This is a genomic window from Gluconacetobacter brunescens, assembly GCF_048695475.1.
GTDB lineage: Bacteria > Pseudomonadota > Alphaproteobacteria > Acetobacterales > Acetobacteraceae > Gluconacetobacter.
Map to the genome: position 1 here is coordinate 1,705,754 of NZ_JBLHEN010000001.1, position 19,331 is coordinate 1,725,084.

Below are 19,331 nucleotides of genomic sequence, written 5' to 3' on the forward strand. Positions count from 1 at the left end.
CAGGGCATAGATCACCGCTCCCGGATTTCCAATGCGGTCCCGGTCCATTTTTTCCTGACAAGTTGGCAATGTCCGGCCACCGCCGGCATCGCACGAACCGGTTCCCTCCGTCCCTGTTTCATGAAATTGTCACAATGGAAATCGGCAGCCATGCCGTATGTCACGATGCATCCACACGATTTCCGTCCGACGCGGAACAACACGCACAGGCCGAGCAGACGCATGACGACACGCCGGGACTTCCTCAAATACGCCCTCCTGTCCGGCGCGGCGGGCGCCACCACCACGCTTCCCGCCGCCATCCAGCGCGCCTTCGCCATCGCCCCCAATCCGGGCACGACCTGGCAGGATGCCGAGCATGTGGTGATCCTGATGCAGGAAAACCGGTCGTTCGACCATGTGTTCGGCACGCTGCAAGGCGTGCGCGGCTTCAACGACCCCAGGGCGATGCGGCAGGCCAACGGCAACCCGGTCTTCGCCCAGACGGGCGCGGACGGCCAGACCTACGTGCCTTGGCGCCTGAACATCCGCGACACGCGCGTCACCTGGATGGGCTCCATCCCCCATTCCCGCGACAGCCAGGTCGATGCGTGGAACGATGGCGGCCACGACCGCTGGATCGACGCCAAGAAATCCCACCACAAGGGCTATGACCGCTACCCGCTGACGATGGGCCATTACACGCGCGAGGACCTGCCGTTCTACTACGCGCTGGCCGACGCCTTCACCGTCTGCGACCAGCATTATTGCGGCGCCATGACCAGCACCACCCCCAACCGGCTGCTGTTCTGGACAGGCACGGTCCGCGATACGCAGACGACCGATTCCCGCGTCTACATGCGCAATGGCGAGATCCTCGAAGGCGGCATGACCTGGACCACCTTCCCCGAACGGCTGGAGAGCGCCGGCGTCTCGTGGAAATTCTACCAGAACGAACTGTCCCAGACCGGCGGCATGAGTGCGCCGGAACGCGCGTGGCTCTCCAATTTCGGCTGCAACGTCCTGGAGTGCTTCGACCAGTATTGCGTCTCGGCCAATCCCGGCTTCAGCGACTGGCTGGAGGCCCGCATCGACGACTGCACACGCCATATCGACCGGCTGACGAAGCAGGAAATGCTGGTCTCCGAAACGCACGAGGAACAACTGGCCGAAGCCCGGGCCCTGCTCGACGTGCTGACCCGCCGCCGCCCCTCCGCCAGCCACACGATGCAGAAGCTCACCCCCGCCGAACGCGCCCTGTTCGAGAAGGCGTTCGTCATCAACAACGGCGACCCGCACTACCGCGCGCTGGAAACCCTGTCCTTCTCCGAAGGCGACAAACCCCTGCACATGGACGCCCCCAAGGGCGACATCCTCCACCAGTTCCGCCAGGACGTGCGCGCGGGCAGCCTGCCCACCGTCTCGTGGCTGGCCGCGCCGGAGCATTTCTCCGACCACCCCACCTCGCCATGGTACGGCGCGTGGTACGTGTCGGAGATCATGGATATCCTGACCGAAAATCCGGACGTGTGGAAAAAGACCATCTTCATCATCACCTACGATGAAAATGACGGCTATTTCGACCATGGCTGTTCCTACACGGCGCCGGACCCCTACCGCCCGGAAACCGGCCGCTCCTCGGCCGCGATCGGCCCCGACGGGCTGGAACACACCACGGCGCGCGACGAGGTGGAGCGCGGCGTCCCGCCCCGCCTGGCCCGCACCGGCCCGATCGGGCTGGGCTTCCGCGTGCCCATGATCGTCGCCTCGCCGTGGAGCCGGGGCGGCTGGGTCAATTCCCAGCTTTTCGAGCACACCTCCACCCTGCAGTTCCTGGAAACCTTCATCCAGGCGAAATTCGGCAAGGCGGTCACCGAAACCAACATCTCGCCCTGGCGCCGCGCGATCAGCGGCAACCTGACCTCCTGCTTCCGCCTCTATGACGGCACGGTGCCCACCCTGCCCTTCCTCAACCGCAACGCCCATCTCCAGGCCATCGAGGAAGCGAAGGACCGCCCCATGCCCGGCGGCTTCCGCGCCCTGAGCACGACGGACCTCGCCACCCTGCGCACCAATCCCGCCAGCCTGCGCACCATGGTCCGGCAGGAACCCGGCACCCGCCCCTCCTGCGCCCTGCCCTACGAAGCCCATTGCGACGGCGGCCTGACGCCGGATGGCGAACAGATCGCCCTGCGCCTGCATGCCGGGCGCACGCTGCACGGCGCGAACGCGGCGGGCCTGCCCTTCAACGTCTATTGCCACGGCCTGGCACCCAGCAGGACCGGCGCCAAGGGCACCATGCAGGCGGGCACCTACGCCGTCGCCGCCGGCGACACGCTGGACGCGGCCTTCGACATGACGAGCTTCGCCGACAGGCTCTACGATGTCGCGGTCCACGCCCCCAACGGCTTCTATCGCCATTTCCGCGGCCGGCAGGGCGGCCTGCGTTTGCAGGTGGAATGCGGCTATCTCCACGGCCGGGGCAAGGACCTCACCCTGCGGGTGACCAACAGCGGCCCGCAGACGGTCACGATCGCCTGCGCCCTGGCCGGCCAGAACGTGAAGCGCACCCTGCGCGTCGCCCCCGGCCACGCCGCCGAGGCCGCGTTCGACCTGTCAGGCAGCGCAATGTGGTATGATGTCACGCTCACCAGCCCGGCCGAGCCCGAACTGACCTACCAGTTCGCCGGCCGCGTCGAAACGGGGCGGCCCAGCCAAACCGACCCCGCCATGGCCTGAAGCCTGACCGCAAATGCGCGCTGGTGGCGATCCAACGCGCGTTTCCTGCGCTTCGGTGCTCACGGCCCATAAGGCCGCTCCGTTCCGATGCTCGAAAACACACGCCGGGCGCGGCCCTCACGGGCCGCTCTCGCTCACCAGCCCACATTTGCGGTCAGGCTCCGCCGCTGTTTGCAAAGTCACCCTGCCGACGATCCAACGCGCGTTTCCTGCGCGTCGGTGCTCACGGCCCATAAGGCCGCTCCGCTCCGATGCTCGAAAACACACGCCGGGCGCGGCCCTCACGGGCCGCTCTCGCTCACCAGCCCACATTTGCGGTCAGGCTCCGCCGCTGTTTGCAAAGTCACCCTGCCGGCGATCCGACGCGCGTTTCCAGCGCGGCCCTCTCGCTCGGCAGGCCGACTTTTCAAACAGCCTCTGTAACAATCACAACAATAACTTGGGGCGACGGCCCCTCATTCAGGCGAGCTTCTTCGCCAGCCCGGCCACATGCTGGCCGAGGAAGCGCGCGCCATCCAGTTCGTTGGCGCTAACGGCACGCGAGCCATCACCGGCGGCGATCGTGGTCGCGCCATAAGGCGCGCCGCCCGAGACCTGGTCCACCGCAAGCTGGCCCTGAAAGCTGTAGGGCAGGCCGCTGATGACCATGCCGTGATGGATCAGGTTCGACAGCAGCGAATAGAGCGTCGTCTCCTGCCCGCCATGCTGGCTGGCGGTCGAGGTAAAGGCCGCACCCACCTTGCCGATCAGCGCGCCCTTCAGCCACAGCCCGCCGGTCTGGTCCCAGAACGCCGCCATCTGCGACGGCAGCCGCCCGAAGCGCGTGGGCGCGCCGATGATGATGGCATCATACTGCGGCAGATCGTCGATCGTCGCGACCGGCGCCGCCTGGTCCAGCTTGAAGTGATGCGTCTTCGCGATCTCCTCGGGCACCGTCTCCGGCACGCGCTTGATATCGGCCTCGATCCCCGCCGCGCGGGCGCCCTCGGCGACGGCCTGCGCCATCGTCTCGACATGCCCGTAAGTGGAGTAATAGAGAACCAGCAGCTTCGTCATCATGACCTCTTCCCGGCGCCAGGGCCGTTTCCTCGGGGCGAACAATACCCGGCCGACCATACGGCCCACCCCGCCCCCCGACACCCCAAAAGACGGAAACCCTCGGTTTCCGTCTTTTCGCGCCGCCCACCCGGCCACACGCCCGATCACATGCCGGTTGCACGCCCCCACGAAACGGCATGATGGTTGGCCCGTTCCAGTCCTCGACGGCTCCCAATCCATTGGCGGAGCCACAGATTCGCAAGGCCGCCCTCATGACCCGTACCCAGATCAGGCTTCTCGTCGCGACCACCGGCGTCACCGCGCTGCTGGTGGCCGCCGGCTACCGCGCGGTCGTCTCGCCCGAGGAAGCACGGCAGACGGTCGAGGCCGGAACCGGCCCCCACCCCGTCCTGCTGCCCCCCAACCCCACTTTCATGCCCACGGTGAACATCGCCACCCCGATCGGCTGGCAGGGCACGCAGGCCCCCGTCCCGGCCCAGGGACTGGCGGTGCATGCCTTCGCCAGGGACCTGGACCACCCGCGCTGGCTGTACAGACTGCCCAACGGCGATATCCTGGTGGCGGAATCCGGCTCCCCCGGCACCGACATCAAGACGGTGAAGAACCGCATCGCCGGCCTGGTCATGGGCAAGGCCGGCGCGGGCGGCAAAAGCCCCGACCGCATCACCCTGCTGCGCGATACCGACGGCGACGGCGTCGCCGACCAGCGCAGCGTCTTCCTCGACCATCTCTATTCGCCCTTCGGCATGGCCCTGGTCGGCGACACGCTCTACGTGGCCAACGCCAACGCACTGGTCCGCTTCCCCTATCACGAGGGCGAAACCCATATCGACGCACCGGGCGAAAAAGCCGTGGACCTCCCGGCCGGCTACAACCACCACTGGACCAAGAACATCCTCGCCAGCCCGGATGGCGGCACCCTCTACGTCACCATCGGCTCCAACAGCAACGTCGCCGACAACGGCATGGAGGTCGAGGAAGGCCGCGCGCGGATCGACAGGTTCGACATCGCCAGCGGCAAGCTTACCCCCTACGCCACCGGCCTGCGCAACCCCAACGGGCTGGCGTGGGAACCGCAGACCGGCGCCCTGTGGGCGGTGGTGAACGAACGCGACGAAATCGGCAGCGACCTGGTGCCGGACTACATCACGGCGGTGAAGGAGGGCGCGTTCTATGGCTGGCCCTACAGCTATTACGGCCAGCATGTCGATGTCCGCGTCAAGCCGCAGCGGCCCGACCTGGTGGCCAGCGCCATCGCCCCCGACTACGCCGTCGGCCCGCACACGGCCTCGCTCGGCATCGCCTTCTCGCAGCAGAGCAGCCTGCCCGAGGCCTGGCGCGGCGGCCTGTTCGTCGCCCAGCACGGCTCATGGAACCGCAAGCCCAAGAGCGGCTACCGCGTCATCTACGTCCCCTTCACCGACGGCCACCCCGACGGCACGCCCCGCGACGTGCTGACCGGCTTCCTGACGCAGGACGAAGAGCACGTCCACGGCCGCCCGGTCGGCCTGGCGCTGGACAAATCCGGCGCCCTGCTGGTCGCCGACGACGTCGGCAACGCCGTATGGCGGGTCACCGGCGCGGAACAGAAGACCGACTGACGCCATTCTTTCTCAGAGCCTGACCGCAAATGTGGGCTGGTGAGCGAGAGTGCCGCGCAGCGGCACGGCCGGCGTGTGTTTCCGAGCATCGGAGCGGAGCGGCCTTGATGGCCGTGAGCACCGAAGCACAGGAAACGCCCGCTGGATCGCCGCCAGCGCGCATTTGCGGTCAGGCTCTCAGGCCCAGTACCACGACCGGATATTCCAGCAGTTCGACCTCACGTTGATATTGCTCTTATATCCCACCAGCGCGGATTTGACCCCCTCGATCGAACTGCGCTGGTACAGCGGCAGAACGGGCAGGTCGTGCCGGATGACGGCCTGGATCTTCCGGTAGATCTCCCGCCGCTTCATCCGGTCCTGCTCATGCATGCCCGCCACCATCAGCGCGTCGGCGGCGGCGGACTGATACTGGAAGACATTGCTCCCCACACCCCCCCGGGCCACCGACTGGTGGCTGTCGAAATGCAGCGAGCATTCCGGATCGGACCCGACCATGAAGTCGATTTCCACCAGCGCGGTATCGAACTGCGAATGGGTCCAGCTACTGCCCCAGGTAATGGCGGGCGGCGCGTCATGCAGCGTCATGGCGGCGCCGATCGCCTTCCATTGCGCCTGCATCACCTGCTGGATCTGCTGGCGCAGCGGATCGCCCGAGGTCGAGGAATTGCCGAATTCCAGCCGGACACCATCCCGGCTGCGAATCCCGTCCCGGCCCGCCACCCAGCCCGCCGCATCCAGCACCGCCCGCGCCTGCGCCGGGTCGTGCCGATGCGCCGGCAGGTCCGGATTGAACCAGAAGGATTCGCGCGGCACGTACGACTCACTCACATGCGGCAGCCCTTCGAGCAGGATCGAGATGATCTCCTCCTTGTCCAGCGCCAGATACAGCGCCTGCCGCACCGCCAGATCCTGAAATTGCGGCCGGCCGAGATTGAGCGCCACGATACCGGCGGCGGCGGCCGGCGCAATCTCGATCCGCCGCCCCGCCGGCAGCGCCAGCGCCTCCCGATACCGATCCGGCGCAATCCCCTGCATGCCCAGATAATCGATCGCGCCAACCTCGAACTGGGTAAAAAGCGCCGTCTGGTCCGGGATATATTTGAAGATCAGCGTCTCGACATGCGGCTCCCCGGGCCGGTAGTACCGCGCATTGGCCAGCAGCGTGATCTGATCACCGGGCACCCGGCTCCCCCAGCGGAACGGCCCGGTGCCGACCGGATGCTGCGAGAACGCCGAGGCGCTCCAATTATGCTCATGTCCCAGAAGATGCGCCGGCACGACGAACATATTCGCAAGCTGCGACAGGTAAGACGCCGAGCTTTCCTTCATCCGCCACGTGATTTCCGTCGGGCTCACCACCGTCACATCCGTGACCAGCTCATGCCCGGCGCGCGAATAGGCCGGAAAATCCGGATCATGCAGCAACCCGAGCGTGAAGCGCACATCCTCGGCCGAGAAAGGCGCCCCGTCATGCCACACGACATCCGTCCGCAGCCTGATCCGCCAGAAGGTGCCGTCTTCCGAAATCCCGCCATTATCCGGCGTCGGAATATCGGCCGCGAGTTCGGGCACGAACATGCCCGCCTCGTCGATCGACCAGAGCGGACTGAACAGGTTCATATGAACGCCGTCATCCACCTCGATATGCGGAAACAGCGGATTGAAGACGGTCGGCTCCTGCGACAGCCCGACGACGATCCCGCCGCGCCGCCCAGGCGGGGCCGCCCGCGCCCGCCCGGCCAGCCCCGGCAGGGCGACCGCAGCCCCCAGCCCGCCCACGAATGCCCTGCGGCCCAGAGGATGCATCAGCGATCTCCGCACAGACCGGCCCTAGAACCCGACATCGATCTGAAGTTTCGAGCCATCGGTAAAGCGCGACCAGCGGAAAGGCGCGGGGTCGACCACCGGGTCCGCCCCCGTCGCCAGATCGGCGGCCAACTGCCCGGCCCCGGGCCCGATCCCGAACCCATGGCCCGAGAACCCCGTGGCCACGATCACCCCCTCCACGCCCGGAACCGGGCTGATGGTCGGCACGGCATCGGGCATCACGTCGATCATGCCGCCCCAGGTCTGCACCACCTTCATGCCCGCCGCCTGGGGGAACAGGTTCAGGAACGCCTCCTCGGCCTGTTTCAGCAGGGCCGCGACCGGCTTCGGGTCCAGCGTCCGCACCCGCTCGAAGATTGTCGCCTGGTCCATCGCCCAATGCCGGGGCTGCCGCAGCGCCTCGATAAAGCGATGATCGAGCCTGGGCTTGAGCGCCCGCCGCTCGGCCCGCAGCGCGGGCAGGAATTTCGGCAGGAAGCGGATCGTATCAGGCACGATCGGCGCCACGACGGTTCCCGACTGCGCGAAATTATAGCCTCCGTCATCGCGTTTGCGAAACGCGACCTTGCCCGTATAGGCGCTCACCTCCGGCAGCCCCGCGATCGGCGAGGTCCGGGCCACCGAGGCCAGCACCTTGAGCTGCGGCAGGGTCAGGTCATGATTCCCCAGCAGCAGCCGCGACCACGCCCCCCCGGCAACCACCACGGCATTGCAGGCGATGCGCCCCTTTTCCGTAAACACGCCCCGCACCCGCCCGCCGGCGACATCCAGCCCCCGCACGGCGGTGGATTGCAGCACATGCGCGCCCCGCGCCCGCGCCGCCGCCGCAATGGCCGGCGCGGCCTTCTGCGGCTCGGCACGGGCATCGGTCGCGTTATACAGCGCGGAGCGGAAGCTGCGCGTCGCCCCCGGCAGCAGTTCCGCGATCTCCGACGAACCGATCACCCGCGATCCGGTCTGCCAGATCCGCGCATTCTCCGCCCAGCGCTCATGCCGTGCCTGGTCGGCCTCGGTCAACGCCACCGACAGCACGCCGGTCACCTTGAAGCCGGTATCGGCCTGTTCGAGCGGCCCCAGACCATGCCAGATCCGCATGCTCTCCAGCATCAGCGGAATCTCCCGCGCATCGCGGCCGTTCTTGCGCACCCACCCCCAGTTGCGGCTGGATTGTTCCGCGCCGATCACGCCTTTTTCGCACAGGGTCACATCGATCCCCTTGCGGCTCAGCGCCAGCGCCGTACTGGCCCCGACGATCCCTCCGCCGATGACCACGACATCGGTGGCGGCCGGCGGGGTCGTATCGCTCTCGATGGTGACGACTTCAGGTCCCATGATCAATGTTCCGTTGTAGGAGAATGAGATTTCAGCAGCAGGACTGCCCGGCGAGCGGCCCGTCGATCACCAGGTCGTCACGCAGGCAGGCGGTCATGTGCCCGCCCTCCAGCGTACGCACGGGCGGCTTTCCCGCCGCACAGGCCGGAATGACAAACGGGCAGCGGGGGGCGAACGCACACCCCCCCGTCATGCCCGCATCCTCCGCCACCGGCTGGGCCGCGAGCAGCGACGCGGCCGAACTGCCCGGCGCCGGCGCCGCATTCAGCAGCATGGCGGTATAAGGGTGGCGCGGGCGGGTAAACATCGCCACCGTCTCGCCCAGTTCGACGATCCGCCCGCGATACATCACGGCAATCCGGTCGGAGATGATGCCGACCACAGGCAGGTCATGGGCGATGAACACGATCGCGATGCCCAGCCGCTCGCGCAGATCCATGAACAGGTTCACCACCTGCGCCTGCACCGACACATCCAGCGCCGACACCGCCTCGTCGGCCACGACCAGCGCCGGATCGAGCATCAGCGCGCGGGCGATATTGATCCGCTGCCGCTGCCCGCCGGAGAATTCATGCGGATAGCGATTCAGCAGCGTGGCAGGCAGGCCCACAAGGTCCAGCGCCGCCACCAGCTTCCGCCGATCCTCGGCCGCCGACGTCGTCAGCCCATGCAGCGCCAGCGGCGTGCGCAGAAGCTGCTCCACCGTCATGCGCGGGTTCAGCGACGCATAGGGGTCCTGGAAGATCATCTGCGCCCGCCGCCGGAACCCCCGGCGCTGCGCCCGGTCCATGCCCAGCGGATCGACCCCGTCGAACAGCACCTGCCCCGAGGTCCGCGCCAGGATATCCATGGCAATCCGCCCGGCCGTGCTCTTGCCAGACCCGGATTCCCCGACAATCCCCAGCACCTCGCCCCGCCCGACGGTAAACGAGATCCCGTCCAGCGCGACGAAATCCGCCCCTTTGCCGAACAACCCCTTCCTGCGCGGATAGATCTTCGTCAGGTCGCGCACGTCCAGAAGCGGCTCAGCCACGGGCAATCTCCTGCCAGCGCACGCAGCGCACCTCATGCCCGCTCCGCGCGACCTCCAGCGACGGACGGAAACCGTCGCACACCCCCGGCCGGAAATGCGCGCAGCGCGGATGAAAGGTGCAGCCCTGCGGCCGATGCCTCGGGTCGGGCACATGCCCCGGAATGGTCGGCAGCCGCTGGCGCCGGGCCAGCACGGCATCATAGGTCGGCACGGTGCGGAACAGCACGCGGCTATAGGGCATCAGCGGGTCGTCCAGCGCATCGCGCACCGGCGCGTTCTCGACCACCTGGCCGGAATACATGACGACGATCCGGTCCGAAATCTGCGCCACCACCCCGATATTATGGGTAATGAAAATGATCGCCATGCCCATTTCCGCCTGCAACTCCCGCAGCAGCGCCAGGATCTGCGCCTGCACGGTCACATCCAGCGCGGTGGTGGGCTCGTCGGCGATCAGCAGCCGGGGCCGGCAGGCCAGCGCCATGGCGATCATGACGCGCTGGCGCATGCCGCCGGAAAGCTGGTTGGGATAATGCGACACGATCTGCCCCGGATCGCGCAGCCCCACCCGCGCCAGCATCTCGACCACCGTCGCCCGCGCCTGCCGGCGCGTCAGCCCGTCATGGGTCATCAGCACCTCGGCGATCTGCTCACCGATGGTCAGCACCGGGTTCAGGCTGGTCATGGGGTCCTGGAACACCATGCTGATATCGCGCCCGCGGATCGCCCGCATGGCCCGGTCGGGCAGCGCCAGCAGGTCGACGACCGCCTCCCCGTCCCGGCGAAACAGCGCCTGCCCCGACACCACCGTGCCCGCTCCCGCCGGCAGCAACCCCAGCAACGCCATGGCGGTGACGCTCTTGCCGGAGCTGCTCTCGCCGACGATGGCCACGGTCTCCCCCGCCGCCACGTCGAAGCTCGCCCCCTCCACCGCCGGAATATCCGGGCCGCCACCCTGCGCGAACGTCACCGCCAGCTTGCGCACCGAAAGCAGGGGCCCGCTCATGCCCGGCGCCCCTGCCGGGGATCGACCGCCACGCGCAGCCCATCCCCGATGAAATTCAGCCCGATCACCGCCACGGCAATCACCAGTCCGGGCAGGATGGCCAGCCACGGGTCCGGCCGCAGATATTCCTGCGCATCGTTCAGCATCGCCCCCAGGCTGGGCTGCGGCGGCTGAATACCGTTGCCAAGGTAGCTGACATACGCCTCCATCAGGATCGCCCGCGCGACATTCAGCGTCGAGACGACGATGATCGCCCCAGTAATGTTCGGCAGCAGCTCGCGCAGCAGCATATGCGCCGCCGACGCCCCCATCGCCTCCACCGCGACGACGAACTCGCGCCCCCGCAACGCCCGCACCTGCCCGTCCACCACCCGCGACACTTCCATCCACGCCACCAGCGAGACGATGCCCACGATGGTCAGCGCCCCCGGCTGCCCGAAGGAGGCCAGCGTCAGCAACAGGAAGATGGTCGGAAAACACAGCACGGAATCGACCACCCGCATCAGCACCCGCCGCGTCCAGCCGCCATAGAACCCCGTCAGCCCACCCGTCAGGCACCCGGTCAGGGTACTCAGCGCCATCGCCGACAGCCCGATCAGCAGCGAGGTCCGGGCTCCCGCCAGCAGCCGCACCAGCGTATCGCGGCCGATCTCGTCGGTCCCCAGTACATGGCTGCCCGACAGGGGCGGCAGAAAGCGATGATGCAGGTCGATCTCCAGCGGATCAAAGGGCAGCAGCGGCGGCAGCACCGCGCAGGCAAAGGCCAGCACCACGACCATGACCATCCCGGTCGAGGCGGTGCGGATCTTCATGAGTCGGCGAAGCGTCTTCACATCACGGCCCTTTTAAAGACATCGCGCATCCCCCCCCTCACCGGCGCGACACGCGCAGACGAGGGTCGGCAACGGCATAGAGGGCATCGGTCAGAATGCTGCCGAAGGTCGCCAGCACGGCGGAAAACATGAGAATCCCCATGGCCACCGGATAATCGCGATATTCGAGCGAATCGAGAAACAACCGGCCGATCCCCGGCCAGGTAAACACGGTCTCCGTCACCAGCGCCCCGCTCAGCAGGGTCGGAAACTGCAAGCCCGCCAGCGTGATCATCGGCAGCAGCGCATTGCGCAGCACATGCCGGTAGCGAATGCGCCGGGGCGACAGCCCCTTGGCCCGCGCGGTGCGGATGCAATCCTGCCCCAGCACCTCGGCCACCGCATTGCGCGTATAGCGCGACCAGATCGCGGTAGAGCCCAGCGCCAGCACGATCGCCGGCAGAAACAGATGCCGCAGATAATCACCCAGCGAAAACGCCCCGCCGACCGTATGGATATTCCCCGACGGCAACCAGCCCAGCCGGACGGAAAACAGCGAGATGAACACAAGCCCGAACCAGAAGGTCGGGATCGACAGCAGCACGACGGAAAGAACCGTCATCATCGTATCGCCCCGCGATCCCTGGCGAAAGGCGCCATACAGCCCCATCGACGCCCCAACCCACGTCGCCAGCAGGCTGGCGGTGCCCGCCAGTTCCATCGTCGCCCCCAGATGCCCGAAGATGATGGTCAGCACCGGCTGATGGTCGCGGAACGAGCGCCCCCAATCCCCGACGAGCAACCCCTTCACCCAGATCAGGTATTGCAGCGGCAGCGGCACATCGAGCCCCATCTGGTGCCGGATCATCCCCAACTGGGTCTCCGTCATCCCCGGCGAGAGCGCAAACTGCGCCAGCGGATCGCCGGGGGCGAGATGAAGCAGCAGAAAACCGGTGACAGAAACGATCGCCAGGGTAACGACCATGCGGGCGAGCCGGGAGACGAACGTATCTGTCATTGCATATCCTCAGAACCCCAGCCTCTTAAAGTTTCAGGTTCACCTGGAAATAGTAGTATCCGCCGTTGAAGCCGATCTGCTGGATATCATAATCATACATCGCCGTCCCGATATAGCGGAAATCTTTCGGTATTTTCCTCTGCTTTGCGTTCCCGACATTGTTCGCGCCCAGCGCCACGCGCCATTGCGGGTTGATCTGGTAGCCGATCATCAGGTTGGTCTGGAAACGCGGCCGGTCGACGAAGCGCATGAACTGCGTGTTCGAATAGGCCAGCGGGCCGACATAATATTCAAGCTGCGAGGTCGCCCGCCCATAGCGGATCTCATGGGCGGTGAAATCCCATTTCCCCATATGCCAGTTGCCGCCGAAGATCAGCTTGTTCCGTGGCGTATAGGAGGTGATATACCCCTGGGTCTGGGCATTGATCAGGTCCTTGCCGGTACCGTCCTTGTTGATCTTGAGAATATCGGTCTGGTTGAAATTCGCCGCCAGGTCCCAGTCGATCACCCCATACCGCCCCACATCGGTGCGATAGGTGGCCGTAATATCCATGCCCCGTGTCCGGGTATTGGCGACGTTCGCGAAATATTGCGCCTTCACGGCCGAAGCGATCAGATCCGGAGGCAGGCCAAAGCCACCGGCCGTCAGCGCATCGATCGCCTGCTGTCCACTATAGACGCCGCCGACCATGATCCGATCCTTCAGCGTAATCTGATAGGCATCGAACGTGATATGCAGGTTGCGCACCGGGTTCAGCACGAAGCCGGCGCTGAAGCTGGTCGACCGCTCGGGCTTGAGCGGCCGTGACCCGAGCTGGCGCGCGGCCAGCGAGTTCACGGGCAGGAACCCGCTGGCGCCGGTCGGCGACACCGCCAGGCTCGACCAGTTCTCTTCCGCCAGGGTCGGCGCGCGGAACCCGTTGCTGATGGTGCCGCGCAGGCTGAAATATTTATTGAAATCATAGCGTGAGGACACTTTCCCGGTCTTGGTGTCGCCCGCATCGGTATAATGCTCGAACCGCCCCGCCAGGTCGATCTGCCATTTCGGCAGAAGCTGCGTCGACAGGTCGATATAGCCTGCCGTCACGTCCCGATTGCTGTCCGAGGCATTCTGCGGGCTCAACCCATGGTCGGCCGCCGGTCCCGCGCCATACCAGGCGCCATATTCGCCGGCGCCGATATGGTAGCTGTCATAGCGGTACTGCGCGCCGATCGCGAAATTCAGCGGCGCGGCCAGCAACGGCACGTGAAAGGCATGGCGCAGCCCCGCATCCGTCGTCCACTGGGTATTGCTCAGCGTCATCATCTTGTTGAAGCGGGCGGGCGAGGAGCCGTAGGTGGCGATCAGCGACGGATTTTCGGTATTCAGCATCCCGATCGTCGCCGAATCCCCGCCATAGGTCGTGCTCACGTCCCAGTCCCAGTCGAACTTCGTGCCACGAAAACCCACCGTCACGCTATAGTCGTTCTCGCCCAGCGTGATCTGCGGGCTGAACCCGTACGGGTACATCGACGGCATGATGGTCGACGGCCGGAAATACTGCATGCTCTCGCCATCACGATGCCCGAAGGTCGAGAACGAATACAGCTCGATCCCGGGCGTGATGTGATAGCCCATGTTGTAGCCGATGGTCTCGCGCATCTGGCGCGGATTGCCCAGCACGAAATTGTCCTTCACGCCCGTGCGGTTATCCACCCCGTCGCGCGACGTATGGTCCATATATTTGAATTCGGCGTTGAGGTCGAAGAACCCCCGATCGGCCAGCGACGTTCCCCAGTTGATGGATTCACCCGAGGTAAAGCCATCCCCCGCATAATACCCGCCATTGATGGCCTGCGCCTGAATCCCCCTGGTATCGTGCTTGAGGATGATGTTGACGACGCCCGCAATGGCATCCGACCCATATTGCGCGGCCGCGCCATCCTGGAGAATCTCGACGTGATCGACGGCGGAGACCGGGATCAGGTCGATATCGACCGGGCTCGTCCCCTGCTGCGGCCCCTGGAAGGTCGACAGCACCGCCGTCGTGTGCCGCCGCTTGCCGTTGACCAGGATCAGCGTCTGGTTGGGCGTCAGCCCGCGCAGGCTGATCGCGTCGGTCATGTTCGAATTGCCGATATTCATGTCCGAGCGGGTCATGGACGGCGCAAGCTGGATCAGCGCATCGCGGATATCGCTCTGGCCGGTGGCGGCAAGCTGCTTGGCGGTCACCACCTGGATGGGGCTGACGCTGCTCCGCGCCGTCTGGTGCGGGTCGCGCGTGCCGGTCACGATCACCTGCTCGTCGCCGGCCGGCAGGTCGGCGGCATGCGCCGACTGGGCCCGTGCACCCCCCGCCGGATAAAACTGGTTCACGCCGAGAAGAATCGTAGTTCCGAGCACGTAATGTCTTAGGCGAGGCATAAACGTATCTCCGATACAGGGAGGCGGCGCACAAACGACCTGCCATGGATAGGGGACTGACGAATTCTGTATGCCGGACAACGGGAATACTCCCACCCACCAGCATCCGTTCCGCTTTTCAGTATGCCCAGATTAGGAAGCACACCCCATGCTGTCCATCTATTTTTTAAACGAAATGATCAGAAATCTCATTTTATCGGGCATAAAATTACCCACCTCCCTGAAATTCTGCCGAAATCGACCCATTCCGCAACCCGGATTCAGTATGCCGGAATACCCGCCCAACCACGGGCCGCAGCAAACGCCGCGCGGAAAAGACGATTCCCGCAACGAAACATCCCCCAGGACACGCCTCGGAATCTTCGTGTAAAAACCGTCAGGAAAGCGAGATCACCTTCAGACACACCGCGCCCGCCATGCCCGTCCGCACACCGAAGGCAGCCCAGCCCGGCAACCCGCCCGCCGGAACGAAACCCGCCCCTTCCGCCGCCATGGCGGCGGAAGGGCGCAAGGTCAGTATCCCCGCTCCGGCCGATAGCGCAGCGGCGCTTCCTCGCCCCGCAGCACGGCGCGGATCACCTGCACGGCATGCGCGGCCTTGGCGGGCCGCGACGCCTCGGCGGCGGCATGCGGCGTGATGATGATCTTCCCATGCGCCCACAACGGATTCTCCGGCGCCAGCGGCTCCGGCGCAAACACATCCAGCACCGCCCCGTCGAGCTGCCCCGCATCGAGCGCCGCGATCAGATCCGCCTCGACCAGATGGCTGCCCCGCCCCACATTGATCACACAGGCCCCGCGCGGCAGGGCCGCAAATGTACCGGCCCCCAGAATCCCCCGCGTCTCCGGGGTCGAGGGCAACAGGCAGACGAGAATATCGAGCCCCGCCAGAAAGGGCGCAAACCCCTCCGCCCCCGCATGACAGGCCACGCCGGGCACGTCATGCCGCGACCGCGCCCAGCCCGCGACCCCGAACCCGGCGCCCACCAGCCGGGTCGCCACCTCGCGCCCCAGATTGCCCAGCCCCATGACGCCGACCGTCACGTCCCCGGCCAGCCGGTTGCCGGAAAACCGCAGCCATTCATGGTTCGCCTGGGCATTCCGCCACGTCCATGCACGCCGCAGGCAGCACAGGCTGGCCCACAGCACGTATTCCGCCATCTGCGGGCCCAGTTCCGCATCGCCCATGCGATAAAGCGGCACCTGCCGGGGCCAGTCCGGGTCACGGGTAATATGGTCCACCCCCGCCCCGCTGCTGATAATCGCCTTCAGCCCGGTCATGCGTTGCAGCACGGCCCCTTCGGGCTCCCATGCCAGCACGAAATCGATCCGCTCGGGCGCGGCACGGGCCTCGGCCCACCCCATCACCTCCAGTTCCGGCATCAGGCGGGCAAACGCCGCCCGCCAGTCCGGCAGCACCGAAGCCCCACCAGACCTGATGGCAAGACATGTCATGAGAGGCTCCCGCGTCGTCCGTTGCCATACGGTATACTGAAACGAAAATCCGCGTCGAGTCCATTCCGGAAACGAATCCTTGAATCGTCCCATTTCTTTATATCTCTGGGAAATATCTCCAGGCAGATTCCATCCCGGATTCGCAAAACCCGCACCAACCCTCTTTTCAGTATACCAGAATGCGGTCTAAACAGATCGGGCAACGGCAATCGGTCCCACATGACATGACATCGCCCCAGAATCCGGGCCAGAGTCCCGGCCAGAATCCAGGCCAGCATTACGATGTCGCCATCGCCGGCGCGGGCATCATCGGCCTGGCCACCGCCCTTTTCCTGCGCGAGCAGGGCCTGTCGGTCGTGGTCTTCGACAAGGGCGCGGTCGCGTACGAGCAATCCAGCCGCAACTGGGGCTGGATGCGCACCATCAGCCAGGACATGGCGGAACTCTCCCTGGCCCTCGACAGCCGCCCCCTCTGGCGGCAATGGGCGCAGGAAGGCGATTTCGGCTTCCGCCCCTGCGGCCTGCTGTCCCTGGCCGCCGACGGCGCGGAATGGTCCGGCCTGCGCGCGTGGCTGGACCACGCCGCCGGTCGCGGGCTCGATGCAAGAATCGCCCAGTCCGACGAAGTCGCGCGCCTGCTGCCGCAATTCCGGCGCCCCTGGGCCGGCGCCGTATTCGCCCCCGGCGACGCGGGCATCGAGCCAGACCAGGCCATGCGTTTTCTCGAACGCAAGGCCCGCGACGCCGGCGTCGCGATCGTCACCGGCAACGCCGTCAAGCGCATCGACATCAGCGGCGGCAGGGCGGCCGGCGTGCAGACCGAAACCGGCTTCGTGGCGGCGGACAGGATCGTGATCGCGGCCGGCATCTGGTCCCGCTGGCTGTGCGCCACGCTGGGCATCGTCCTGCCGCAACTGCGCGTCACGGCCTCGGTCCTGCGCACCACGCCCGTCGAAGGCGGCCCCGAGGTCAACGTGGCCTCCACCCGCTACTGCCTGCGCCGCCGCGCCGACGGCGGCTACACGGTCGCCCGCCGCAATTCGTCCCTCACCCACGTCACGCCGGACTCCCTGCGCTTCATGCGCCAGTACCTGCCGAACTATCTCAGGCAGCGGCAGCTCCTGCGCGTCCGCATGGGGCTCGATTTCTTCCGCGCCCTGCGGCAGGAGCGCCAATTCGGCCCCGGCCGGCCCAACCCGTTCGAGGATTTCCGCACCTGCGACCCGGCCCCGGATATCGACACGCTGAAGGAAACCTTCGACCATCTCAAGGAAGACGCCCCCATCTTCCGCTCCGCGCGGATCGCGGGCACCTGGGCCGGCACCATCGACGTCCTGCCCGACGCCCTGCCGGTGCTCTCCTCGGTGGCGCGCTATCCCGGCCTGTTCGTGGCCACCGGCTTCTCGGCGCACGGCTTCGGCATCGGCCCGGCCTCCGGCCGCCTGATGGCAGACATCGTCACCGGCACGGCCTCGGCCGACGCCGCCGCGCCCTTCCGGCTAGACCGCTTCCACCCCGGAGCCTGAGCGCAAATGCGCGCTGGCGGCGATCCGACGCGCGTTTCCTGCGCTTCGGTGCTCACGGCCATCAAGGCCGCTCCGCTCCGATGCTCAGAAACACACGCCGGGCGCGCCGCTATGCGGCGCTCTCGCTCACCAGCCCACATTCGCGCTCAGGCTCTCAACGGCGACCAAGCGACTGCCTAATGCGCGCTGACGGCGATCCAGCGCGCGTTTCCGGCACTTCGGTGCTCACGGGCATCAAGCCCGCTCCGCTCCGATGCTCAAAAACACACGCCGGGCGCGCCGCTATGCGGCGCTCTCGCTCACCAGCCCACATTTGCGCTCAGGCTCTCAACGGCGACCGGGCGCCTGTCTGGAAACGCGCGCTGGTGGCAATCCGACGCGCGTTTCCGGCACTTCGGTGTTCACGGCCATCAAGCCCGCTCCGCTCCGATGCTCAAAAACACACGCCGGGCGCGCCGCTATGCGGCGCTCTCGCTCACCAGCCCACATTTGCGCTCAGGCTCTCAACGGCGACCGGGCGACTATCTGGAAATGCGCGGCAGGCCGACTTTTCAAACAGCCTCTGAAACTGCATGGCCCCACCGGCGGGCGCTTTATTGTTCCCACCGCGCGTCTGTGGCAAAGCCGAAAGCGTGACGGACGGGGAGACGCAACGCATGACAAAAGCCGAACGGCCCGAAGAGCCGGCGGAGAGCGGCCTGGCGCGCCATTATACGGGCGAGGAACTCTATCTCATTCTCCGGCAGGACCTGATCAACGACCGCACGCCCGGCGGCACGGTCCTGCAGGAAAACGAGATCGCCGCCCGCTACGGCGTCAGCCGCACACCGGTCCGCGAGGCGCTGCAAAGGCTGCACCAGGACAATCTGATCGGCCGCAAGGGCCGCTTCTACACGGTCGCCCAGCCGCCGCTGGAACGCATCCGCGAACTCTACGAGTTCCGCGAGGCCATCGAGGCCAGCACGATCGTCCTGTGCTGCCGCCGGGCGAGCGACGAGACCCTGCGACAGATCCACGACATCGTGGAGCAGCAGCAGCGGGTCGCCGACCAGCGCCGCTATTACGATTACGAACGCCTCGACGCCCTGTTCCACGTCGCCATCGCCAACGGCGCGGAAAACCGGCTCCTGGCGCACCAGCTCGAAGTCAGCTACGACCAGATCTGGTTTTCCAAGGTCGGCAACCTGGTCTCGCTCCAGACCTACTCGGTCGACGGCACGATCGCCGAACACCGCCGCATCGTCGACGCCCTGCTCCGCAGGAAGGAAGACGTCGCGAAAGCCGAAATGATCAGCCACCTGCGCGCGGCCATCGACATCAGCGAACGCTCCGTGGGCCGCCGCGCAAAACGCCCGAAGAAAACCCGCGCCTGAAAGCCCGCCAGGACATGCACGCCGGCGACGATCCGACGCGCATTTCCAGCCCTTCGCGGCAGGCGACCATCAAGGCCGCTCCACTCGCTCCCCCCCTGCCCGGAAACATGCGCGCCCCTGGCGGGCCGCTCCCGCTCGCCAGCGGGCGTTTCCAGACAGGCCTC

14 protein-coding genes are annotated in these 19,331 nt (G+C 66.4%); 4 read left to right on the top strand and 10 right to left on the bottom strand.

The genetic code is table 11. The features are described 5' to 3' along the window. Window positions 1-222 precede the first annotated feature (222 nt). Window positions 223-2,718: a phosphocholine-specific phospholipase C gene (locus ACMAUO_RS07635; protein ID WP_420356319.1), complete on the top strand. Its 2,496-nt coding sequence runs from the start codon at window positions 223-225 to the stop codon at window positions 2,716-2,718. Window positions 2,719-3,177: 459 nt separating this feature from the next. On the opposite strand, the gene wrbA is transcribed toward ACMAUO_RS07635, so the two are convergent. Next, window positions 3,178-3,774: an NAD(P)H:quinone oxidoreductase gene (wrbA, locus tag ACMAUO_RS07640; protein ID WP_420357232.1), complete on the bottom strand. Its 597-nt coding sequence runs from the start codon at window positions 3,772-3,774 to the stop codon at window positions 3,178-3,180. Window positions 3,775-4,028: 254 nt separating this feature from the next. Here wrbA and ACMAUO_RS07645 point away from each other — a divergent pair, with 254 nt between their 5' ends. Next, window positions 4,029-5,378 (top strand): PQQ-dependent sugar dehydrogenase, encoded by a 1,350-nt coding sequence (locus ACMAUO_RS07645; RefSeq protein WP_420356320.1) that lies wholly within the window; start codon window positions 4,029-4,031, stop codon window positions 5,376-5,378. A gap of 177 nt (window positions 5,379-5,555) precedes the next feature. On the opposite strand, the gene ACMAUO_RS07650 is transcribed toward ACMAUO_RS07645, so the two are convergent. From ACMAUO_RS07650 to ACMAUO_RS07690, 9 genes are all read right to left on the bottom strand, one after another. Further along, complete coding sequence (locus ACMAUO_RS07650; protein WP_420356321.1) at window positions 5,556-7,187, bottom strand: peptide ABC transporter substrate-binding protein; 1,632 nt, start codon at window positions 7,185-7,187, stop codon at window positions 5,556-5,558. A 24-nt stretch (window positions 7,188-7,211) separates the two neighbouring features. Beyond that, window positions 7,212-8,540, bottom strand: a complete 1,329-nt coding sequence (locus ACMAUO_RS07655; protein ID WP_420356322.1) for an NAD(P)/FAD-dependent oxidoreductase — start codon at window positions 8,538-8,540, stop codon at window positions 7,212-7,214. 31 nt (window positions 8,541-8,571) lie between these two features. Continuing rightward, window positions 8,572-9,573, bottom strand: coding sequence for an oligopeptide/dipeptide ABC transporter ATP-binding protein (locus ACMAUO_RS07660; protein ID WP_420356323.1), 1,002 nt, complete (start codon window positions 9,571-9,573; stop codon window positions 8,572-8,574). After that, the gene (locus ACMAUO_RS07665; protein ID WP_420356324.1) at window positions 9,566-10,579 is read right to left on the bottom strand and encodes an ABC transporter ATP-binding protein; all 1,014 of its coding nucleotides are present in this window, start codon (window positions 10,577-10,579) and stop codon (window positions 9,566-9,568) included. The genes ACMAUO_RS07660 and ACMAUO_RS07665 overlap by 8 nt, the downstream gene beginning before the upstream one ends. Then, window positions 10,576-11,412 carry an ABC transporter permease gene (locus ACMAUO_RS07670; RefSeq protein WP_420356325.1) on the bottom strand — a complete coding sequence of 279 codons (837 nt, stop codon included), beginning with the start codon at window positions 11,410-11,412 and terminating at the stop codon, window positions 10,576-10,578. The genes ACMAUO_RS07665 and ACMAUO_RS07670 overlap by 4 nt, the downstream gene beginning before the upstream one ends. 37 nt (window positions 11,413-11,449) lie before the next feature. Further along, on the bottom strand, window positions 11,450-12,409 hold the full coding sequence (locus ACMAUO_RS07675; protein ID WP_420356326.1) for an ABC transporter permease: 960 nt from the start codon (window positions 12,407-12,409) through the stop codon (window positions 11,450-11,452). A gap of 25 nt (window positions 12,410-12,434) precedes the next feature. Next, complete coding sequence (locus ACMAUO_RS07680; RefSeq protein ID WP_420356327.1) at window positions 12,435-14,813, bottom strand: TonB-dependent receptor plug domain-containing protein; 2,379 nt, start codon at window positions 14,811-14,813, stop codon at window positions 12,435-12,437. 376 nt (window positions 14,814-15,189) lie between these two features. Continuing rightward, window positions 15,190-15,324, bottom strand: coding sequence for a hypothetical protein (locus tag ACMAUO_RS07685; RefSeq protein WP_420356328.1), 135 nt, complete (start codon window positions 15,322-15,324; stop codon window positions 15,190-15,192). 2 nt (window positions 15,325-15,326) lie between these two features. Further along, a complete protein-coding gene (locus tag ACMAUO_RS07690; protein WP_420356329.1) occupies window positions 15,327-16,268 on the bottom strand; it encodes a 2-hydroxyacid dehydrogenase in 942 nt (313 codons plus the stop codon). Between the two features lie 224 nt (window positions 16,269-16,492). On the opposite strand from ACMAUO_RS07690, the gene ACMAUO_RS07695 reads away from it, so the two are divergent. Both ACMAUO_RS07695 and ACMAUO_RS07700 read left to right on the top strand, forming a co-directional pair. Continuing rightward, window positions 16,493-17,794 carry an NAD(P)/FAD-dependent oxidoreductase gene (locus ACMAUO_RS07695; RefSeq protein ID WP_420356330.1) on the top strand — a complete coding sequence of 434 codons (1,302 nt, stop codon included), beginning with the start codon at window positions 16,493-16,495 and terminating at the stop codon, window positions 17,792-17,794. A gap of 656 nt (window positions 17,795-18,450) precedes the next feature. Beyond that, window positions 18,451-19,167, top strand: coding sequence for a GntR family transcriptional regulator (locus tag ACMAUO_RS07700; protein WP_420356331.1), 717 nt, complete (start codon window positions 18,451-18,453; stop codon window positions 19,165-19,167). The last annotated feature ends 164 nt before the right edge of the window (window positions 19,168-19,331 follow it).